Source organism: Streptomyces sparsogenes (genome assembly GCF_001704635.1).
GTDB lineage: Bacteria > Actinomycetota > Actinomycetes > Streptomycetales > Streptomycetaceae > Streptomyces > Streptomyces sparsogenes.
Window position 1 is genome coordinate 67,622 of sequence record NZ_MAXF01000110.1, and the last position, 17,407, is coordinate 85,028.

General features: G+C 71.5%; 12 protein-coding genes. 8 read left to right on the plus strand and 4 right to left on the minus strand.

Going from position 1 to position 17,407, the window contains the following annotated elements; genetic code table 11:
* The first annotated feature begins 29 nt into the window (after positions 1 to 29).
* Complete coding sequence (locus tag BBH68_RS23445; protein ID WP_065965449.1) at positions 30 to 1,685, plus strand: N-6 DNA methylase; 1,656 nt, start codon at positions 30 to 32, stop codon at positions 1,683 to 1,685.
* 21 nt (positions 1,686 to 1,706) lie between these two features.
* Here BBH68_RS23445 and BBH68_RS23450 read toward each other — a convergent pair whose 3' ends face one another.
* The 3 genes from BBH68_RS23450 to BBH68_RS23460 are packed head-to-tail and all read right to left on the minus strand — an operon-like array spanning position 1,707 to position 6,988.
* Positions 1,707 to 3,842, minus strand: a complete 2,136-nt coding sequence (locus BBH68_RS23450; RefSeq protein ID WP_065965450.1) for a UvrD-helicase domain-containing protein — start codon at positions 3,840 to 3,842, stop codon at positions 1,707 to 1,709.
* Between the two features lie 36 nt (positions 3,843 to 3,878).
* Positions 3,879 to 5,156: an McrC family protein gene (locus BBH68_RS23455; protein ID WP_065965494.1), complete on the minus strand. Its 1,278-nt coding sequence runs from the start codon at positions 5,154 to 5,156 to the stop codon at positions 3,879 to 3,881.
* Positions 5,157 to 5,170: 14 nt separating this feature from the next.
* Positions 5,171 to 6,988: a DUF4357 domain-containing protein gene (locus BBH68_RS23460; RefSeq protein ID WP_065965493.1), complete on the minus strand. Its 1,818-nt coding sequence runs from the start codon at positions 6,986 to 6,988 to the stop codon at positions 5,171 to 5,173.
* Between the two features lie 477 nt (positions 6,989 to 7,465).
* Between BBH68_RS23460 and BBH68_RS23465 the strand changes: the two genes are divergently transcribed.
* The 5 genes from BBH68_RS23465 (at position 7,466) to BBH68_RS23485 (ending at position 15,445) form a co-directional block, all read left to right on the plus strand.
* Entirely contained in the window at positions 7,466 to 8,572 is a 1,107-nt protein-coding gene (locus tag BBH68_RS23465; protein WP_065965451.1) for a sigma-70 family RNA polymerase sigma factor, read from the plus strand.
* A 73-nt stretch (positions 8,573 to 8,645) separates the two neighbouring features.
* Positions 8,646 to 11,795, plus strand: a complete 3,150-nt coding sequence (locus BBH68_RS23470; RefSeq protein WP_065965452.1) for a helicase-related protein — start codon at positions 8,646 to 8,648, stop codon at positions 11,793 to 11,795.
* A complete protein-coding gene (gene drmB / locus BBH68_RS23475; RefSeq protein ID WP_065965453.1) occupies positions 11,792 to 13,666 on the plus strand; it encodes a DUF1998 domain-containing protein in 1,875 nt (624 codons plus the stop codon). The genes BBH68_RS23470 and drmB overlap by 4 nt, the downstream gene beginning before the upstream one ends.
* A 5-nt stretch (positions 13,667 to 13,671) precedes the next feature.
* Positions 13,672 to 14,793, plus strand: coding sequence for an AAA family ATPase (locus BBH68_RS23480; protein WP_065965454.1), 1,122 nt, complete (start codon positions 13,672 to 13,674; stop codon positions 14,791 to 14,793).
* Between the two features lie 19 nt (positions 14,794 to 14,812).
* Positions 14,813 to 15,445: a hypothetical protein gene (locus BBH68_RS23485; RefSeq protein WP_065965455.1), complete on the plus strand. Its 633-nt coding sequence runs from the start codon at positions 14,813 to 14,815 to the stop codon at positions 15,443 to 15,445.
* A 54-nt stretch (positions 15,446 to 15,499) separates the two neighbouring features.
* Here BBH68_RS23485 and BBH68_RS23490 read toward each other — a convergent pair whose 3' ends face one another.
* On the minus strand, positions 15,500 to 15,982 hold the full coding sequence (locus tag BBH68_RS23490) for an ATP-binding protein (protein WP_065965456.1): 483 nt from the start codon (positions 15,980 to 15,982) through the stop codon (positions 15,500 to 15,502).
* 157 nt (positions 15,983 to 16,139) lie between these two features.
* On the opposite strand from BBH68_RS23490, the gene BBH68_RS23495 reads away from it, so the two are divergent.
* Positions 16,140 to 17,021: a helix-turn-helix domain-containing protein gene (locus BBH68_RS23495; protein WP_065965457.1), complete on the plus strand. Its 882-nt coding sequence runs from the start codon at positions 16,140 to 16,142 to the stop codon at positions 17,019 to 17,021.
* Complete coding sequence (locus BBH68_RS43300) at positions 17,018 to 17,218, plus strand: DUF397 domain-containing protein (protein WP_076970684.1); 201 nt, start codon at positions 17,018 to 17,020, stop codon at positions 17,216 to 17,218. The genes BBH68_RS23495 and BBH68_RS43300 overlap by 4 nt, the downstream gene beginning before the upstream one ends.
* Positions 17,219 to 17,407 lie beyond the last annotated feature (189 nt).

Genomic DNA, 17,407 nt, shown 5'->3' on the forward strand with positions numbered 1-17,407 from the left:
GCAGGTAACACTCCGTATACGCTGAAGCTATGACGGAGAATGCCGCTTCACCGGTCGGCCCACTGGTCACCGGCGCCGAGATCGCTCGGCTGGCCGGAGTCACCCGGGCCGCTGTCTCCAACTGGCGTCGGCGCTACGACGACTTTCCCGCGCCGGCGGGCGGTGCCGCGAACAGCCCGCTCTACGCGCTCGCGGAGGTCCAGGAATGGCTGGACAAGCAGCGCAAAGGCCAGGAGGTCTCACCCGAGGTCGAGTTGTGGCAGGCCATGCGGGCCGTGTACGGGGAACAGATGATCGCGGGCTTGGCCCAGGTCGCCGCGGTGCTGGCCGGAGAGGCCGGAGCGGGAGTGCCGGATGACGTCGCCACCCGTGTACAGGGGCTCGCCCGCACGGAAACGCCCGCCGACGTCGTCAACGGACTGACGGAACGGTTCATGGACTCCGCCCGGCGCGCCGGGTCCGACCAGGTGACGCCGGAGCGCGTGGTGCGCGCCGTGTGCCATTTCGCTCCCGAGTTGCCGGCCGACGCCACCGTCTTCGATCCCGCCTGCGGCATCGGGGTGCTGCTCCTGTCCGTTGCTTCCCGAGCCGGGGCGCGCTGCCGCGGACAGGAGCTGGACGCCGACAGCGCCCGCTTCGCACAGCTCCGCGCCGACCTCCTGGGCCGGTCGGGCGTGCGCGTCGTGGCGGGTGATTCCCTGCGCGCGGACGAGTGGCCGGACCTCAAGGCCGATCTGGTCGTCTGCGACCCTCCGGCCGGCGTGACCGAGTGGGGGCGGGAGGAACTGCTCCTCGACGCCCGCTGGGACCTCGGCACCCCGTCCAAAGCCGAAGGGGAGCTGGCCTGGCTCCAGCACGCCTACGCGCACACGGTGCCCGGCGGCCACGTCCTCATGGTCATGCCGGCCTCGGTCGCCTACCGCAAGGCCGGCCGCCGCATCCGGGCGGAACTCGTACGCCGGGGCATCGTGCGGCAAGTCGTCGCCCTGCCGCCGGGCACGGCGACCTCGCACGCCCTGCCCGTCCATCTGTGGTGTCTGCGGCGCCCCGAGAGCACGGGAGGCGTGGACACGAACCACACCGTGCGCATGGTCGACCTGACGGACAACAGCCCCGACGGGAGTCTGGAACCACGCCCCGACCAGGTCGCCGACGTGCCGCTGATCGAATTCCTCGACGACACCGTCGACCTGACACCCGGCAGCCACCTCCGTTTCCGGCACCGCGACTACCCCGGTGAGTACGCCGCCCTGCGCGAGGAACTGGAGGACCGGATCCGTCGACTCGCCGCCCTCCTGCCCGGGCTCGCCGCGGGCGGCGGGCCGGGCTCGCTGGACGGCGCCACCACCAGCGTCGCGGATCTCGCCCGTGCCGGGCTCGTGGCGTACGACGGCCAGGAGCCGGTCTCGGCCAGCGATCAGCTCGACACCGACTATCTGCGGGGATTCCTGCGCAGCTCCGCCAACGCCCGGAGGTCCACGAGCGCGAGCGGAACCTACCGCTTCGACGGCAGGGGCTCACGCATCCCCCGTATGGGCATCGATGATCAGCGCCGGTACGGCTCCGCCTTCCGGGCGCTGTCCGCGTTCGAGGAAGGAATGCGCAAGGTCGACGAGCTGAGCCGGCAGCTCGCCGAGGTCGCCCGGGACGGTCTCGCCACGGGCGCCCTGGCACCGGAGGAATGAGCACGGAGTCGTCGCGGCCGGTCAGACGGCGTGCGGAAGGAAGGGGCTCGCGGTCCCGCTCCAGGTCACACTCAGGGTCTCGCGAGCCCGTGTGCACGCGACGAAGAGCAGACAGCGCTCACGGAGCAGGTCGGCGTCGTGCTGGAGCGGGTCGGCCTCACGCGGGGTGATCTCGCGGGCGAACGGGACGGCGCCCTCGGCGGCACCGAGCACGGACACCGCCCGGAACTCCAGCCCCTTCATCGCGTGCATCGTCGCCAGCCGTACGCCCTCGGCGCCCTGCGCCACCCGGCCTCTGACCCGTAGCACCGGGATGCCGGCGGCGTTCAGTTTCTCCTCGGCCGTGTCCAGGGAGAGGTTGAAGCGTGCGCACACGCCGATCTCGTGCGGCGCGAGGCCCTCGGCGAGCAACGTCCGGACCCGCTCCACCAGCGCCTCGGTCTCCTCCTGCCGGGTCGCGTACCCCCGCACCTGGGGCCGGCGTCCATGGAGCAGGGAGCGGTACCCGGCCAGCGAGTCGGGCCCCTCTCCCTCGAGCGTGTCGACGGTGACGGGTGCGAGGAGGCGAGCCGACCAGGCGAGTATCTCCTCCGTGGAGCGGTAGTTGACGCGCAGCCGGAAGCTGCGCCCGGTCGTGGTGATGCCCAGCGACCGCAGCGACACCCGGGAGTCGTAGATCCGCTGATGCGGGTCGCCGGTCACAAAAAGGTCGTCGGGGCCGGGGAAGACGGCAGCGCGCAGCACACGCCACTGCGCGGGATGCAGGTCCTGCGCCTCGTCGACCACGACATGGGCGTACGGAGCCGGCCGGTCGGCGAGGATTTCCGCCGCGCGGGCGCAGACGCGCAGGTGCGTGGTCTCGCCGCGGTCGCGCAGGAACTGCTCGAACCGCTCCACGCCGCTCCACACCTCCCGGCGGCGCGCGGGACCGAGACCGGAGCCGCGGCCGCGGCGGCTCGCGGCGAGGTAGGCGTCGAGATCGCGGAGGTTCTGGCCGAGGACGACGTGCCGGTACTCCTGGGCCAGGAACTGGGCGGTGAACGGCAGATCGAGCTGCTTGACCGCCTTCTCCCACAACTGCCGCTGCTCCCGGTCCCCGATCGGCTTGCACACGGCCGCCGAGTCGGCGCGCACGACGCCGTTCGCGAAAGCGTCGACCGTGGTCACGTCCACGCGCGCCAGCAGCTTCTCGTCCTCGTCGAGGAGCAGACCGAGCAACTCGCGCAGCCCGGCCGCGAGCGCGTTCGTGTACGTGGTGAGCAGGACACGGCCGTCCTCGGAGCGGCCGAGCAGGTGCCGCACCCGGTGCAGGGCGGCCACCGTCTTGCCGGTGCCGGGTCCGCCGGTGACCTGGACGGGGCCGCCATAGGAGGTGCGATAGGCGACGCGCCGCTGGGAGGGGTGGAGGAAGACCCTCCAGGCCGCGAACGGCTTCTCCAGCATCTCCTCCAACTCGTGCGGCCCGCTGACCAGCCGGATGCGCGCGTGGGTGTTGGAGATCACCGTGGCCAGGTCCTCGACCGGTTCGGCGGGCGCGTCGGCGGGCCGGCGGACGGCCACGACGTCCCGGTAGACCTCCTCCGGGCTGAACCCTTCGGCGAGGTACTGCAACACCTCCAGCTGGTCCTCCGGCAGGAGCGTGGCGAAGGCCTCCAGCTGGGCCTTGTCCACCATGGAGCGCGCGGCGCGCAGCACCTGGTCGTCGATCCCGAGTTCACGCAGCGTGCCGTCGGAGACATCCGCGAACAGCAGCCGGGGTGCCGTGCGCGCGGCCGTCTCGTACAGCGGTGTCAGCTCGTCCAGGGCGACGGCGTCGCGCACCTCGAGGGCGCGCGTCGCGGAGTTGGCGCTGTACAGACGCTTCGCAGCCCAGGTGTAGGCGTCGTCGTGCGGCAGGACGTTGACCAGCAGGAACATATCGCTGCCGTCGTCGGGCGCGAGCACGACGCCCCGCCAGAAGTCGGTGATGCGGATGGTGCGCATCCGTGGGTCACGGGCGTTCTCCACGGACTCCAGATGCAGTCCCTTGTCCGCGTTGAGCGCGGCGACGCTCATGGCCTGGAATTTCGCCATGGCCTTGCGTACTCCGGCTCGGACCGGCTTCTCCAGGGTGTCGTAGCCGTCCCAGAAGCTCTGGGCGAAGGCGAGCCGGGGCATGGGGTCTCTTCCTTTCCGCCGGGCGGTTTTTCGTGATCATGAATGGGGAAGGTCCCCGGCCAGCCGTCCGGCGAGCTGTCCCAGGGCCGTGAGGAGTTGTTCCGGTGGGCGGGAGAGATCGAGGCTGTGCTGGTAGAGGCGCACTCCCCGGCCGTCAGGACCCGCCGCCGTGCCCCGTACCTCGTGGAAGCGCTCGGGCCGGTGCCCGGCGGCGTACACCAGGTGGGCCTCGGGCAGCCCGAGCACGGTGGCGTAGGTGAGGGCCTGGTACAGGTCGGCGTTGGGGAGTCCGTATGCCTTCTCCACCTTGTACTTGGCGTCCACGACGGCGAGCGGGGTGCGGCCGTCGCCGGTACGGACGACGAGGTCGGGGCGCATCCGTACGAGACCCGCGAGGTCGAGGTGGTGGGGATCCTGGAGGCGCGCGGTCAGGCCGCGCTCCCGAAGAGCCTCACGCAGCGCGACCGTGACGAAGTCCTCGAACAGCTTGTTCATGTCCAGCAGGAAGCCGTCCACGGCGAGCGGGTCGGCCCCGGCCGGACGGTGCTCGGGCGAGGTGCCGCGCAGGACGGCCTCGGCGATCCGCAGCGCGGGCTGGTAGCGGGAGTTGAGGCGTGAAGGCTGCCAGCGCGGCAGTTCCTGCCCCCGTATCAGCGGCAGGGCGTCGGCCAGGCGTACGCGCTGATGAGCGAGGCGCCGCCGGACGGGTCCGGGAACGCCCGGCAGCCGCAGCAACCGCTCGGCGGCGGCGCGCAGGATGCGGTTCTCGGCGGTGTCGGCGGTGTACGCGTCGTAGGCGACCTCCACGGGCGGCGTACGGCCGAAGTGCCGCCGGATCTGCTCGGCCTCGCGCAGGCGCCCGCGCATGACCAGAGCGGATTCCTCCACCTCCCGGTAGCCCTGGAGGACCCCCTGCCGCAGCGCCGCGTCGATCTGCCGTTCCACGGCGTGCGCGAGCGCGGGGACGACGTCGTCGTACGCGCCGGTGTCGACGGTGCCCTCCCCGCTGTCACGCCAGGCGCGGGCCGGGTCGAGGCTGAACCCGAGGAGGAAGAACAGCCGGCTCACCGGGGTCTTGGGCATGATCCGTACGACCGGACCGCCGGGTGTGCGCACTGCGCCGACCCGGTTGCCCGCGCGCAGCAGCCAGTGTCCGGGCCGGCCGGGGTCGGGGGTCGCGCTCCGCAGGATGCCGGAGGCGGCCAGCGCCCGACCGGCCTCGGCGCCCAGCGGGACGGAGACGGCGGGCCCGTACTCGCGCAGTGACACCTCGGGCACGGACGCGGGCACGGACGCGGGCACGGACGCGGGCACGGACGCGGGCACCGTCACGGGAGCTGCCCGCGCAGCGAGTCGAGGCCGTAGCGGGCGTTGACGTCGATTCCCTCGCCGTAGTGGTGTTCCTCCAGCAACGGCAGGATCTTCGTGCGCCAGGTCCGTTCGAGGCCGCCTTCGCGGTACACGCCCGGCTTCATCAGGTACGAGGGGCCGATGGCGAAGTCGGCGTCGTCGATACGGGCGTTGAGGGCGTCGAGGAGGCCGGCGGGCTCCAGGTCCCTGCCCTCGCGTCGCAGCCAGCGCGCGAGCAGCCCGGCGGTCGGTTCGCTGCGCGGGGACAGCTCCACGAACGCGAAGCGGCGCCGCATCGCCGCGTCCACCAGGGCGATCGACCGGTCGGCGGTGTTCATCGTGCCGATCACGAAGAGGTTGGGCGGCAGCGCGAAGTCGTCCCCGGAGTAGGTGAGGCGGAGCGATTTCTTCCGGTACTCCAGGAGGAAGTACAGCTCGCCGAAGACCTTCGCCAGATTGGCGCGGTTGATCTCGTCGATGATCAGGAAGTGCGGGATGTGCCGGTTGCCCTCGCGCAGGGCGAGATCGGCAAGCTCCCGCAGCGGGCCCGCCGTCAGCCGGAAGGCGACCTCCCGCGTCTCGGGGTCCTCCACGGGCCGGAACCCCTCGAAGAAGTCCTCGTACGCGTACGAGGGGTGGAACTGCACGATCTTGACCTGCTCGGGGCCGCCACCGAAGTACTCGGCCAGCTTCATCGCCATATAGGTCTTGCCGGTGCCCGGTGGGCCGTAGAGCACCAACTGCTTCTCGTCGACGAGCAGTTCGCGTATGTCGTCAAGCCAGGCGCGGTCGTGGACGAAGAGGTCGGCGGCGAGCGCCTCGGTGATGTGGGGCAGCGACAGCTCTCGCGGCGCCGACTGTCCCACGGCGGGGTCCTCACCGGGGGCCGCCGGGGCCGTGTGCTCCTTCTGCCCGCTGAGCCCGTCGAGCGCTTCCAGCACACCGGTCAGGTCGACGACGTCATGCTGAACGGACAGCTTCTGCTGCACTTCCTCCGGAAGCTCCTCGTACGCACGGCTCCGCGGCATCCAGGAGACGGCCCTCCGCAGATTGGACAGCCCGCCCGGCGACGAAGTCTGCACGGCCTCCCCGGTGATCCGCCCGATGTGCAGCCGGCCGTCGCCGATGGTGGCGACCGTGTCGCCGACGCGCATCTGCGTCAGGAAGGCGTGCAGTTCGTCGACGAGACCCCGCTTCTGGTTGTACGAGGCCGCCCCCTCGTACCCCTCCTCCACGAAACGGCGCAGCGTGCTCTTGGTCGGATCTGTCTCCTCCAGGGGCGGCAGATGCGCGGCCGCGAGGGAGACGAAGCCCTCCTTCAGCCACAGCTGCCGCACCAGGTTGTGCCCGGAGACATTGGAGCCGCGCACCAGCCACGCCTTGCGCGGGGGACGCCAGCCCGTGGCCAGGTAGTCGGCGAGCGGGTGGCCCTCCGCGGTGCGCCAGGACTCGGGGCCGGAAGCGTCGTACCCGTAGACGAGCGCGGCGGCGGCCGAGGAGGAGTTGCACTCGATGTCCCGGGTCACCACCCAACGGGGCGGCCCCTGCGGCAGGCCGGGATCGGCGGGAGCGTCGGCCAGGCCGCCGCTCGCGCGCAGATCCGCGCGGTTGCGGCGGGCGTGGTCGCCGAGCCCGGGCCATGCCTCGGCGGCCACCATGGAACCTGCCCGCAGAAGGAACTTGTGGGTGCCGTTGCCGCCGAACTCGGCGAGCAGATGTCCCCGGGCCTCACCGCCGTCCTTGGGCAGCTTGATGCGGAACTCGGGTGTGCCGGGGAGGAGCTCGGGCTGGGGCACGGTGACCTTCCGGGTGCGCGAGGCCTGTACGGACGCCCACACCTTACCTGTTGACGGTGTCAAGTGATCCGTGTTCTGCAAAAGCGCTTAGAGGGAGCGTGTTGACGATGTAAACAGACAGGTCCTAGGGTGTGGAATGTGTCCGCTCGACCGTTTCGGGCCGAGCCGGCGCTTGAACGCTGAAGTGGGGGGCGTATGGGTGCGGAGCCAGTGGCCGAGGCCAAGCGGCGTGCGATCGAGGCGGAGTTACCTTCGGTCATCGAAAGACTGAAACGGTGCGCGTCTTCCGCGGGAGTTGTCGGCCACCAGGCCTTCGCGCGGGAGGCGGACCGGCTCGGGCTCACGAGTGACGAGCAGCGGCGAAGGCTCCGCACCGGGCTCGCAGTAGTCGGCATTCATGTGAAGCCCCCACGCCGGAAAGAATGTCGGGCGCCCGCCACGGCACCCGCCCAGGGACACCTGGCCCAGGCCCGGCGGATGCTGGCCCGCTACGCCGACGCCGAAGGCACCGTCAGCAAGCTCGCCCACGACGGCGTCGTAAGGCTCCATGGGCTCGGCCCCGCGGAAGCACGTGAGCTGACCGCCGACTTCCCGATCACCCGCCCCGGCACACCCCGCGTGCAGCCGCCGACCCGTGAGAAGTGCGCCCACTCCGCCGTTTCCGTCATGGACGACAGGCTGTCCGACGCCGTTCGCGCCGCACGGGCCGTGCTGGAGGAGGACCGGTGGCGCGGAAACCCGGCGAAGGTCGTGCTCAAGGCGGACGAGGAAGTCGGTCTCGCCGTTCTCCTCCGCGGCGGTACCGACCACCTCGGCCGCGATGTCCCGGAGGAGGAGATAGCGGCGCTGCCCCGCGACGGCGAGCCGTGGCGTGCTTACGAGTGCCTCGTCCTGCACAACCGGCGGCTCGTGGGGAAGATCGCGCAGGGCTACCAGGGACACGGACTGGACATCGAGGACCTCGTCCAGCACGGAACCCTCGGCCTGATGCGCGCGGTCCGCAAGTTCGACGCCACCAGAGGCTACAAGCTGTCGACCTACGCGACGTCGTGGATCAGGCAGGCCATCACCCGGGCCATCGCCGACGAGGGCACGGTGATCCGGGTGCCCGTGCACATGCACGAAAAGGTCAGCAAGGTGGCCGTGGCCGAGCGCAAGCTGCTGAGCGAGGGCCGCGCCAGGACCGTCGACAACGTGGCCTACGCCACCGGCCTCACGTTCGCCGAAGTGGAGAAGGTGCGCAGAATCAGCCGGCCCACCGACTCCCTGGACCGGATCATCGGCGACGACACCGCACTCGGCGACCTGATCATCGGGCCGAGCCGGCAGCCCGGACCTCCTGCCGTGCTGCTCCGCAAGGAATTCCAGGCGCGCCTTCGGCACGTCTTGGAGCACCTCCCCGAGCGGGAGCGGCACATCCTCGTCCGGCGCACCGGCCTTGACGGCGACGAGCCGGACACGCTGGAGGAGATCGGCGCCGTCTTCGGCGTCACCCGCGAACGCATCCGACAGCTCGAATCGAAGGCCAAGGAGAAGTTCCGCGAGCAGCTCGTCCGCCACAGGATGATCCCGTCGCACCCCTGAACCGGCCGCACATCACGGCGGGCCCACCGCCGAACCCTCTCCACGCCCCCACCTGATCCAAAGGAACCCGCACATGGACCCGCGCCAGGAGCTGGTCGACTACCTCACCCGCCAGCTCGTCGGCCCCGCCGGCGGCGAGGACGAGGTGCTCGACGCTCCGCCCGACCGGCAGTACCTCATGGGCACGCTGTACCCGCAACAGGCCCCGCTGGAGCGCCGGCTCGCCCTCGCGGCCGACGACCCCGAGGCGCCGGGCGCCGAGGAGGACGCCCCCGACGCGAGTCCGGCCGCCGACCCGGTGCCCGAGACCAACAGCTGGCTGCCCGCCTCCCTCGGCCTCAGCTTCTACACCGACGCCGCACAGGTCGAGGTGGTCTGCACGGCCGGCCGCTACGAGACGCAGCGCAGCGAACCCGGGCGCGGGCGGCGCTGGCGCCGGATCCCCCTCGCGGCCGAGAGGCACACCGTCGGCCCCGACCGGGAGAGCGTGCCCGTCCTCGGCGGCCGTGCGGAGATCCGGCTGCGCCGCCGCTCCTACGGCGACGGCACCCTGATCACCGTGGCGCTGGTCAACACCGCCCGCCACGACGGCACCGACGGCAAGGCGCCGAGCTGGGACGACATGCTGTTCCAGTGCGGGCTCACCGTCCGCCCCGCCGACGGCGCCGTCCTGCCCTACCCCAGCGTCCGGCTCGCCAGCCGTGACCCCGAGGAGCGTGAACTGCGCCTGCAGTACCGGCACGTCGTCACCCACGCCGTCGGCCACGGCTGCGCCGTCCGCGAGGACCGCGGCGAGGACGGCGCCGTCGAACGCCTCGCCTGCGAAGTCCTGCCGCGCGCCGAGGTGCCCGCCGTCCGGCCCGGCGGCCCGCTCGACGCCCCCGTGCTCACCCTCGCCCACCTGGCCGACGCGGCCGTCGACAGAGACCAACTGCGTGAGGAGTTGGCCGAGTTCGCCGCCTCCTACCACGCCTGGTATGTGGGCCAGTGCTCCGTCGAGGTGCCGGTCTGGGGGCGGGAGGCCGCGGAGCGAATCCTCGGCCGTGTCCGTCAGGCGGTCACCCGCATCGAAGCGGGCGTGCGCACCCTGTGCGACCCGGACCGCCCCGAACTCCTGGCCGCCTTCCGCATCGCCCAGCGCGCCATGCTGCTCCAGATGCGCCACTCCGCCCCCGACCAGGCCGGTCAGCGGCGCCACCGCTCCGACCCCGTGGCCCTCGACCCGCCCGTCGACCCCGAGGCCACCTGGCGCCCCTTCCAGCTCGCCTTCTTCCTCCTCGCCCTCGACGGCGTCGCCGAACCCGGCCACCGCGACCGGGAGACCACCGACCTGATCTGGTTCCCCACCGGCGGCGGCAAGACCGAGGCGTATCTGCTCCTGGCCGCCTTCACGATCGCCCTGCGCCGGATCCGCGGCGAAGGCGGCGGAACGACCGTGCTCAGCCGCTACACCCTCAGCCTGCTCACCACCCAGCAGTTCCAGCGCGCCGCCACCACGATCTGCGCCCTGGAACACCTCCGCCGCACCGAACCCGGACTCGGCCTCGGCGACGAACCGATCACCATCGGCCTGTGGGTCGGCGAGACCACCACCCCCAACACGTTCCAGAAGGCCAAGGACGCCTTCGACCAGCAGTACGAGGCCACCCACCCCGAGGACGTCTTCATCCTCGACCGCTGCCCGTGGTGCGGCACCCGCATCCTGCCGCCGGCCCGGTCCGGCGTCCGCTCCGACTACGGAGTCCGCGCCGGGACGGACGCCTTCGCCTTCCACTGCACCCGTGACGAGTGCGCCTTCCACGACGTCCTGCCCGTCGCCGTCGTCGACCAGCACCTCTACCGGGATCCGCCCACCTTCGTCCTCGGCACCGTCGACAAGTTCGCCCGGCTCGCCTGGGAGCCCGACTCCGGCCGCCTCTTCGGCGCCGGCACCGGCAACCCGCCCCCGTCCCTGATCATCCAGGACGAGCTGCACCTGCTCACCGGACCGCTGGGCACCACGGTCGGCCTCTACGAGGCGGCCGTCCTGGAGCTGTGCACCGGCCCGGACGGCCGCCCGCCCAAGATCGTCGCCGCCACGGCCACCATCCGGCGCTCCACCGAACAGGTCCGCGCCCTGCACCACCAGGACGTGCAGCTCTTCCCGCCGTCCGGACTCGACGCCCGCGACAGCTACTTCGCCGTCCCCGACACCGGCCGCCCCGGCCGCCTCTACCTCGGCGTCATGGCCCAGGGCCACACCGCGGGCCGCGGCGCCGTCGCCACCACGGCGGCCATGCTCCAGGGCGTCCACCAACTCCCCGAGGAACACCGCGACGCCTACTGGACGCTCGTCGCCTACCACCACAGCCTGCGCGAGCTCGGCCGAACCGTCACCGCGGCCGGCGACGACATCCCCGCCCAGCTGAGGGGCCTCGACGAGGGCACCGGCGTCCGCGCGCTCGGCGCCGGCGACGTACAGGAACTGACCAGCAACCTGCCGCGTGCCGAGCAGCCCATCCTCCTCGACCGCCTGGAGAAGCCCTGGAGCGACCCCCGGTCGGTGTCCTTCCTGCCGTGCACCAACATGCTCTCCGTCGGCGTCGACGTGAAGCGGCTCGCCTACCTGCTCATGCAGGGCCAGCCCAAGACCACCGCCGAGTACATCCAGGCCACCAGCCGCGTCGGCCGCCACCACGTGCCCGGACTCGTCGTCACCTACTTCAACGCCACCCGCCCGCGCGACCGGTCCCACTACGAGACCTTCCTCGACTACCACCGGGCGCTCTACCGCTACGTCGAACCCGCCAGCGTCACCCCCTGGTCCCCGCCCGCCCGGCGCCGCGCCCTGCACGCCGCGCTCGTCGTCCTGGTCCGCCACCGGCTCGGCCTGGCCGCCGAGAACCAGGCCGGACACCTCACCCGCCACCAGGACGAGGCCCAGCGGATCGCCGACGCCCTCGCCGAGCGCGCCGCCGTCGCTGAGCGCGGCGTTACGGGCGCCGACGCCGACGGTGTACGGGCCGATGTCCGCGCCGAACTCGGCAACCTTCTGGCCGACTGGTACCGGGAGGCCCGAACAGCCGCCGCCGAGGGCAAGGACCTCTACTACCGCAGCCAGGGGAAGGGCCACCGGAACCTGCTCAAGACCTTCGAGCAGCGCTACGGCCTGTGGGAGACCCTCAACTCCATGCGCAGCGTCGACCGCGAGTGCCAGATAACCGTGACGGGAGCAGGAAAGTGAAGCGCAAACTCCGGGTCCGCCAGGCACAGACCGTGCTGCCGTTCGGCGTCGGCGCCGTCCTCGACGTCCAGGGCGAGTCCTTCGTCGCCGCCGGCATCGAGGCCTGGCCGCGGCTCAAGACCCCCGTCCCCGCCGAACGGCTCGCCGTCCGCCTCGGCGTCACCGGCTTCTACGCCGCGCCCCACACCCTCAACGACCGCTACGACCGGCCCGACGGCCCCGGCGTCCCCTACGTCCGCTTCCCCGGCTGGCTGTTCTGCGGCGCCTGCCGCACCATGGTCCGCTTCCTGCGTGAGATGGAGAAGCCCGGCGAGCCGCCCGTGTGCACGTCCTGCGCCGCCGCGCCCCGCCTCACGCCGATGCGGTTCGTCCGCGTCTGCGCGGACGGGCACCTCGACGACGTCGACTGGTGGTACTGGGCCCACTCCCGCCTCACGCCCGAACTTCGGGCCTCGTGCCCGGAGGCGAAGCACGCCTGGAAGGCACGCCGGCTCGGCTTCCGGGTCGCCGACCGCGCCTCCGGGCTCGAAGCGCTCTCCGTACGCTGCGGCGCGATCCGGCAGGACGGCAAGGCGTGCGGAGCCGAGCGCGACCTGCTCGACATCCTCGGCCCCCAGGGCGGACGCTGCCCGGGCCGCAACCCCTGGCAGCGCCGGGATGAAAACATCACGTGCGGCCAGCAGGTCCACGTCGTGCAGCGCACCGCGGGCAACGTCTACTACCCGGTCGTCTACTCGGCTCTGGACATCCCCCAGTCCGCGGAAGCCCCGCGCGCGGAGCAGGACGCGGCGGAGGCCGTCCGGGGCCACGGCTACTGGACGAACCTGCTCGACGCACTCGGCACACCCCGAGCGGCCCTCTTCCGGGACATGATCAAGGAGGACACCGAGGCCCCCGACAGCCTCATCGACCAGCTCATCGCGGAGGCCACCGGTTCGACCGCGCCCCAGCCCGCCGACCGCCCGGAGTCCGGAAAGATCGACCTGAGCCGCGACGAGTGGCACGCCTTCGACGCCACCGAACTCCCGGAGCCCACCGGTCACTTCTCCATCCGCCGCAGTGGCCTCGGTCTCGGCGGCGAGACGGAGGAGCCCTGGGCCACCCTCGACGCGCACATCGACGGCGTCGTCCTCGCCGACCGGCTCCGCGAGGTGCGGGCACTGACCGGGTTCCGCCGCCACTCCCCGGGCGGCACCCTCGTACCCGCCGACACCAGCGGCCGCCTGCGCTGGCTGCCCGCGACCGAGGTCTACGGCGAGGGCATCGTCCTCACCCTCGACGAGCAGCGCCTGACCACCTGGGAGAACGACCCCCGCGTGCGGGCCCACGTCCACGGGGTCCGCGCCGACCTGGACGCGTCGTTCCGCGACGAACAGCTCGCCGAGACCGTCGGCAGCGCACTCTCCGCTCGCTTCCTGCTCCTGCACACCCTCGCCCACCTGCTCATCCGCCAGCTCTCCTTCGACTCCGGCTACACCACCGCCAGCCTGCGCGAGCGCGTCTACGGGCGCCCCGAGTACGCCCAGCGCGGCTTGCTCGTCTACACGGCCGCCGGTGACGCGGAGGGCACCCTCGGCGGCCTGGTCCGGCAGGGCGAGGCGCCCCACCTCGCCGAGACGCTCATCCGCATGCTGGAGGCCGCCGCCTGGTGCTCCGCCGACCCGCTGTGCGCGGAACACACCGGCCAGGGCTTCGGAAACCTCAACCGAGCCGCCTGCCACGCCTGCACCCTGCTGCCCGAGACGAGCTGCCAGACCGGCAACACCCTCCTCGACCGCGCCCTGGTCGTCGGTTCCGCCCGCGTCCCCGGCTACTTCACCGACGTCCTCACCGCGAGCCGCGAGTACGCGGCCGCCACCGCCCTGGGATGACCGCCATGACCACCGCGAACACCCCCGTTCTCCACCCCGGCCTCACCCCCGCCCAGCGCGACTGCCTGGACGCCCTGCCACTGACCGGCAACCACCTCGTCAGCGGCCCGCCCGGCAGCGGCAAGAGCCTGCTCGCCGCGCACCGCGCCGTGCACCTCGCCCTCACCGGCCGCCCCACCCTGCTGCTGTCGCGCTCCCGCCTCCTGAGCCGGCTGTTGCGCGACACCCTGGCCGGCCTCACGGTCCCCGGCGCGCCCGTCGAAGCCGCCACCGTCCACGGCTGGATCAACCGCCGCTTCGGCCAGGACGCACCCCGCACCGAGGACGGCTGGTTCGACTGGACCGCCCTCACCCACCGGGCCGCCACCACCCTCGGCGAGAACGACACGGCCACACCCCACCTCGTGATCGACGAGGGCCAGGACCTTTCGCCGGGCTTCTACCGGCTGGTCCGGCTCGCCGCCGCCTCGGTCACGGTCTTCGCCGACGAGTGCCAGCGCCTCACCGACACCAACTCCACCCTCACCGAGATCACCGACGCCCTCGGGCGCTCCACCGGACGTATCGAGATCACCGGCAACCACCGCAACACCCGCGAGATCGCCGCCCTCGCCGAGCACTTCCGCACCGGCGGCCCCCGCCCCCGGACACCCTTCCGCAGTGGCACGGTGCCCGTCGTCCGCCACTACTCCGGCACCAGGGCCCTGGCCGACGACATCGCCACCATGGCGGCCCGGCACCCGAAGGACCGCATCGGCGTCATCGTCAACTCCCTGCGCACGGCAGCCGATCTGATGCGCCACCTGGAACGCGCCGGCCTCGTCCACGAGCCCCAGCTCTACAGCTCGGCGGCCCCCTCCGGCCGCTACCGCGACCTCGACCTCGCCCGCCCCGGCGTCGTCCTCGTCCACCGGGCGAGCGCCAAGGGGCTCGACTTCGACACCGTCGTCATCGCCGACACCGAAACCGACTCCGCCACCGACCCCACGGCGGCCTCCCTCCGCATGGCCTACTACGTCATGATCACGCGCGCGCGTGAGCGACTGGTACTGGGCTGGCAGGGCAGCCGGCCGCCGCGCCACCTCGAAGCGCTCGCGATCCGAGAGGACCACAACCCCGAAGACTAAGGCCGATGACGCCAAAAGAATGCTCCAGCAGGCCCTCGACAAGGCGTTGGTCGCCCAGCAACCGCTGGCGAGGAAGCACGTCGAGCGCCTGCGGAGAGTCCACCCCGACGACACCCCACAGGAGTTGATCCGTCGGTTGAACCGCTACTACCTCGCCGGCATCACCGCATCCGGAGGAGCATCCGGCGCGGCAGGGATCGTGCCCGGTGCCGGGATCCCGACGGCTCTGGCCGATGCCATGGTCTTCACCGAGGCGTCAGTGCTCTACACGCTGTCGCTGGCCGAGGTCCACGGCATACATCCCGAGGACTTCGAGCGACGCAAGCTCCTGGTCCTGACCGTCCTCCTCGGCGACGGAGCGGTCAAGGTCCTGGACAAGGCCATCGGGCGCACCGGCCCCTACTGGGCACGGCGCATCGTCAACGCGATCCCCATGAGCGCGATCAACCGCGTCAACAAGGTGCTGGGCCCGCGGTTCGTCACCAAGTACGGGACCAAGCAAGGGGTTCTGGTGCTGAGCAAGCAGGTGCCACTCGGTATCGGTGCCGCGCTCGGCGCAGGCGGCAACCATCTCTTCGGACGACTGACGATCAAGTCCGCCCGTGCCATCTTCGGACAGCCCCCGTCGAGCTGGGCCCCGTGCGAGGCATGAGCTTGCGGTGAGTTTGGGACACCGACACGCCGTGGCGGTGTCGCTGTCCCAAACTCACCGCAAAGTCACTGATCCGTTCGGGCGCGGGGCAGGAGGAGGTGACGTGAGGAGGGCGCGGACCGTTTTGCCGCTGGGCGGATAGGGGAGCGTGTCCCAGCGGTCGGCGATCGCGGCGACGAGCGAGAGCCCGCGCCCGGTGGTGGCGAGCGACTCGTCGGACACGGCGCTTGCGGGCCTGACCAGGGGCCACCTGTCTCCACGCCCATCGGTGACATCGACACGAAGGCGGCCGGGCGGAGCGTCGAACACGAGGGTCAGCCGAAAGCTGCGACCCGGCAGGCTGCCGTGGAGTGCGGCGTTCGCGGCAAGCTCAGCGACCACGATCTCGGCACGCTCGGTGAGGTCCTGCGGGGCACCCCAGGACCGCAGCTGATCCACGCTGAGCAGCCGGGCGAGCCGAGCGCCGCGTCGGGTCGAGGAGATCAGCTGCGTGAAGGTGAGCGGCGTGGTGGTGACTTGGGGAGCGGGTTGGTTCATGGCGCCAGCGTGATACCCGTTTGGGCCTGTGACGAGAGCCACATCACGTACGCTAGGTCAGTGTACGAACACACTGCGTGGACAGTACGCGTGTCGCGCCGCCACGCTGAGTGTTGAACGTGTGCGGGCCCGAGAGGGCTGGAGAAAGGGGCGGCGGATGGACATGGTCCAAACGGAGACAGCCACGGTCGTGGATGCCCGGACGGTTCCGGCGGGGGATACCGAGCGGGAACCCCACCCCTCGGACAGTCTGCGCACATTCGGCGCGGTCGTCCAGGCATTGCGCGAACACGCGGGGCTCAGCCGAAGTGAACTCGCCACCATCGTCCAGTTCTCCAAGCACACCGTGGAGTCGGTGGAGTTGGGACGCCGGATGCCGGACGAGGCGTTCGTGGAACGCGCGGAGGAGGCAACCGGAAACACCGGCGCGCTGCGGAGGGCCGCCCGCCATCTCACCCGGGGCGAGGCGGGGCTCGCGGCGTGGTTCCGTCGGTGGGCGCGGCTGGAGCGGGAGGCGGTGAGCCTGTGCACGTATGAGTGCAGGGTGGTGCCGGGGCTGTTGCAGTCGGAGGCGTATGCGCGGGCGGTGTTCGAGGGCACGATCCCGCTGCGGACCGAGGAGGAACTGGAGGAGCAGCTCGCGGCGCGGATGGAGCGGCAGCGGATGATGCGGGAGCGGCCGAAGGTGCCGTTCAGCTTCATTGTCGAGGAGCATGTGTTCCGGCGGCGGTTCGGGGATGCGGAGGCTATGCGGGGGCTGTTGGACCACGTGTTGGAATGCAGTACCCCGCGCAACGTGACGCTCCAGGTAGTGCCGCTGGAGTCTGGGTTGCACCCGTGCATGGATGGGCCGGTGCGGATCTTGGAGACCCCTGCGAGGCAGAGGCTCGGGTACTCCGAGGGCCAGAAGAACGGGCGGCTGATCTCCGACCCGAAAGAGGTGAGTGCGCTCTGCCAACGCTATGAAACACTGCGCTCGCAGGCCCTGAGCCCCAACGAATCCCGGGCCTTGCTGGAGCGACTGCGAGGAGAGCTATGAGTAGGGGTACGACGGAACTCGCCTGGTTCAAGTCCAGCTACAGCGGCGGTGAGGGCGACGACTGCGTGGAGATCGCGATCGCCGAGGAAGCTGTTCACATACGGGACTCCAAGGACCTGACCCGCCCGCCCTTCGCCGTGGACCGCGAGGGCTGGGCGTCCTTCGTGACGTTCGTGTCGGGTGCCTCGGGCGCGTAGCCGAGCGAGGCGCGGTTGATGTAGCGCTCGCCGAGGTTGGGTGGCGGTTTCGGCGCGGTCTTCTGTGGCGCGGGCTTGGCGGCTGACTTCTTGCCGCCCGCCCGCGCCCCGGGAGTGGCCTTCGCTTTTGCGGCGCTCTTGGCGGCCGGCGTGCCGCGTGCCTCGAACTTCTTCCGCAGCTGAGATAGC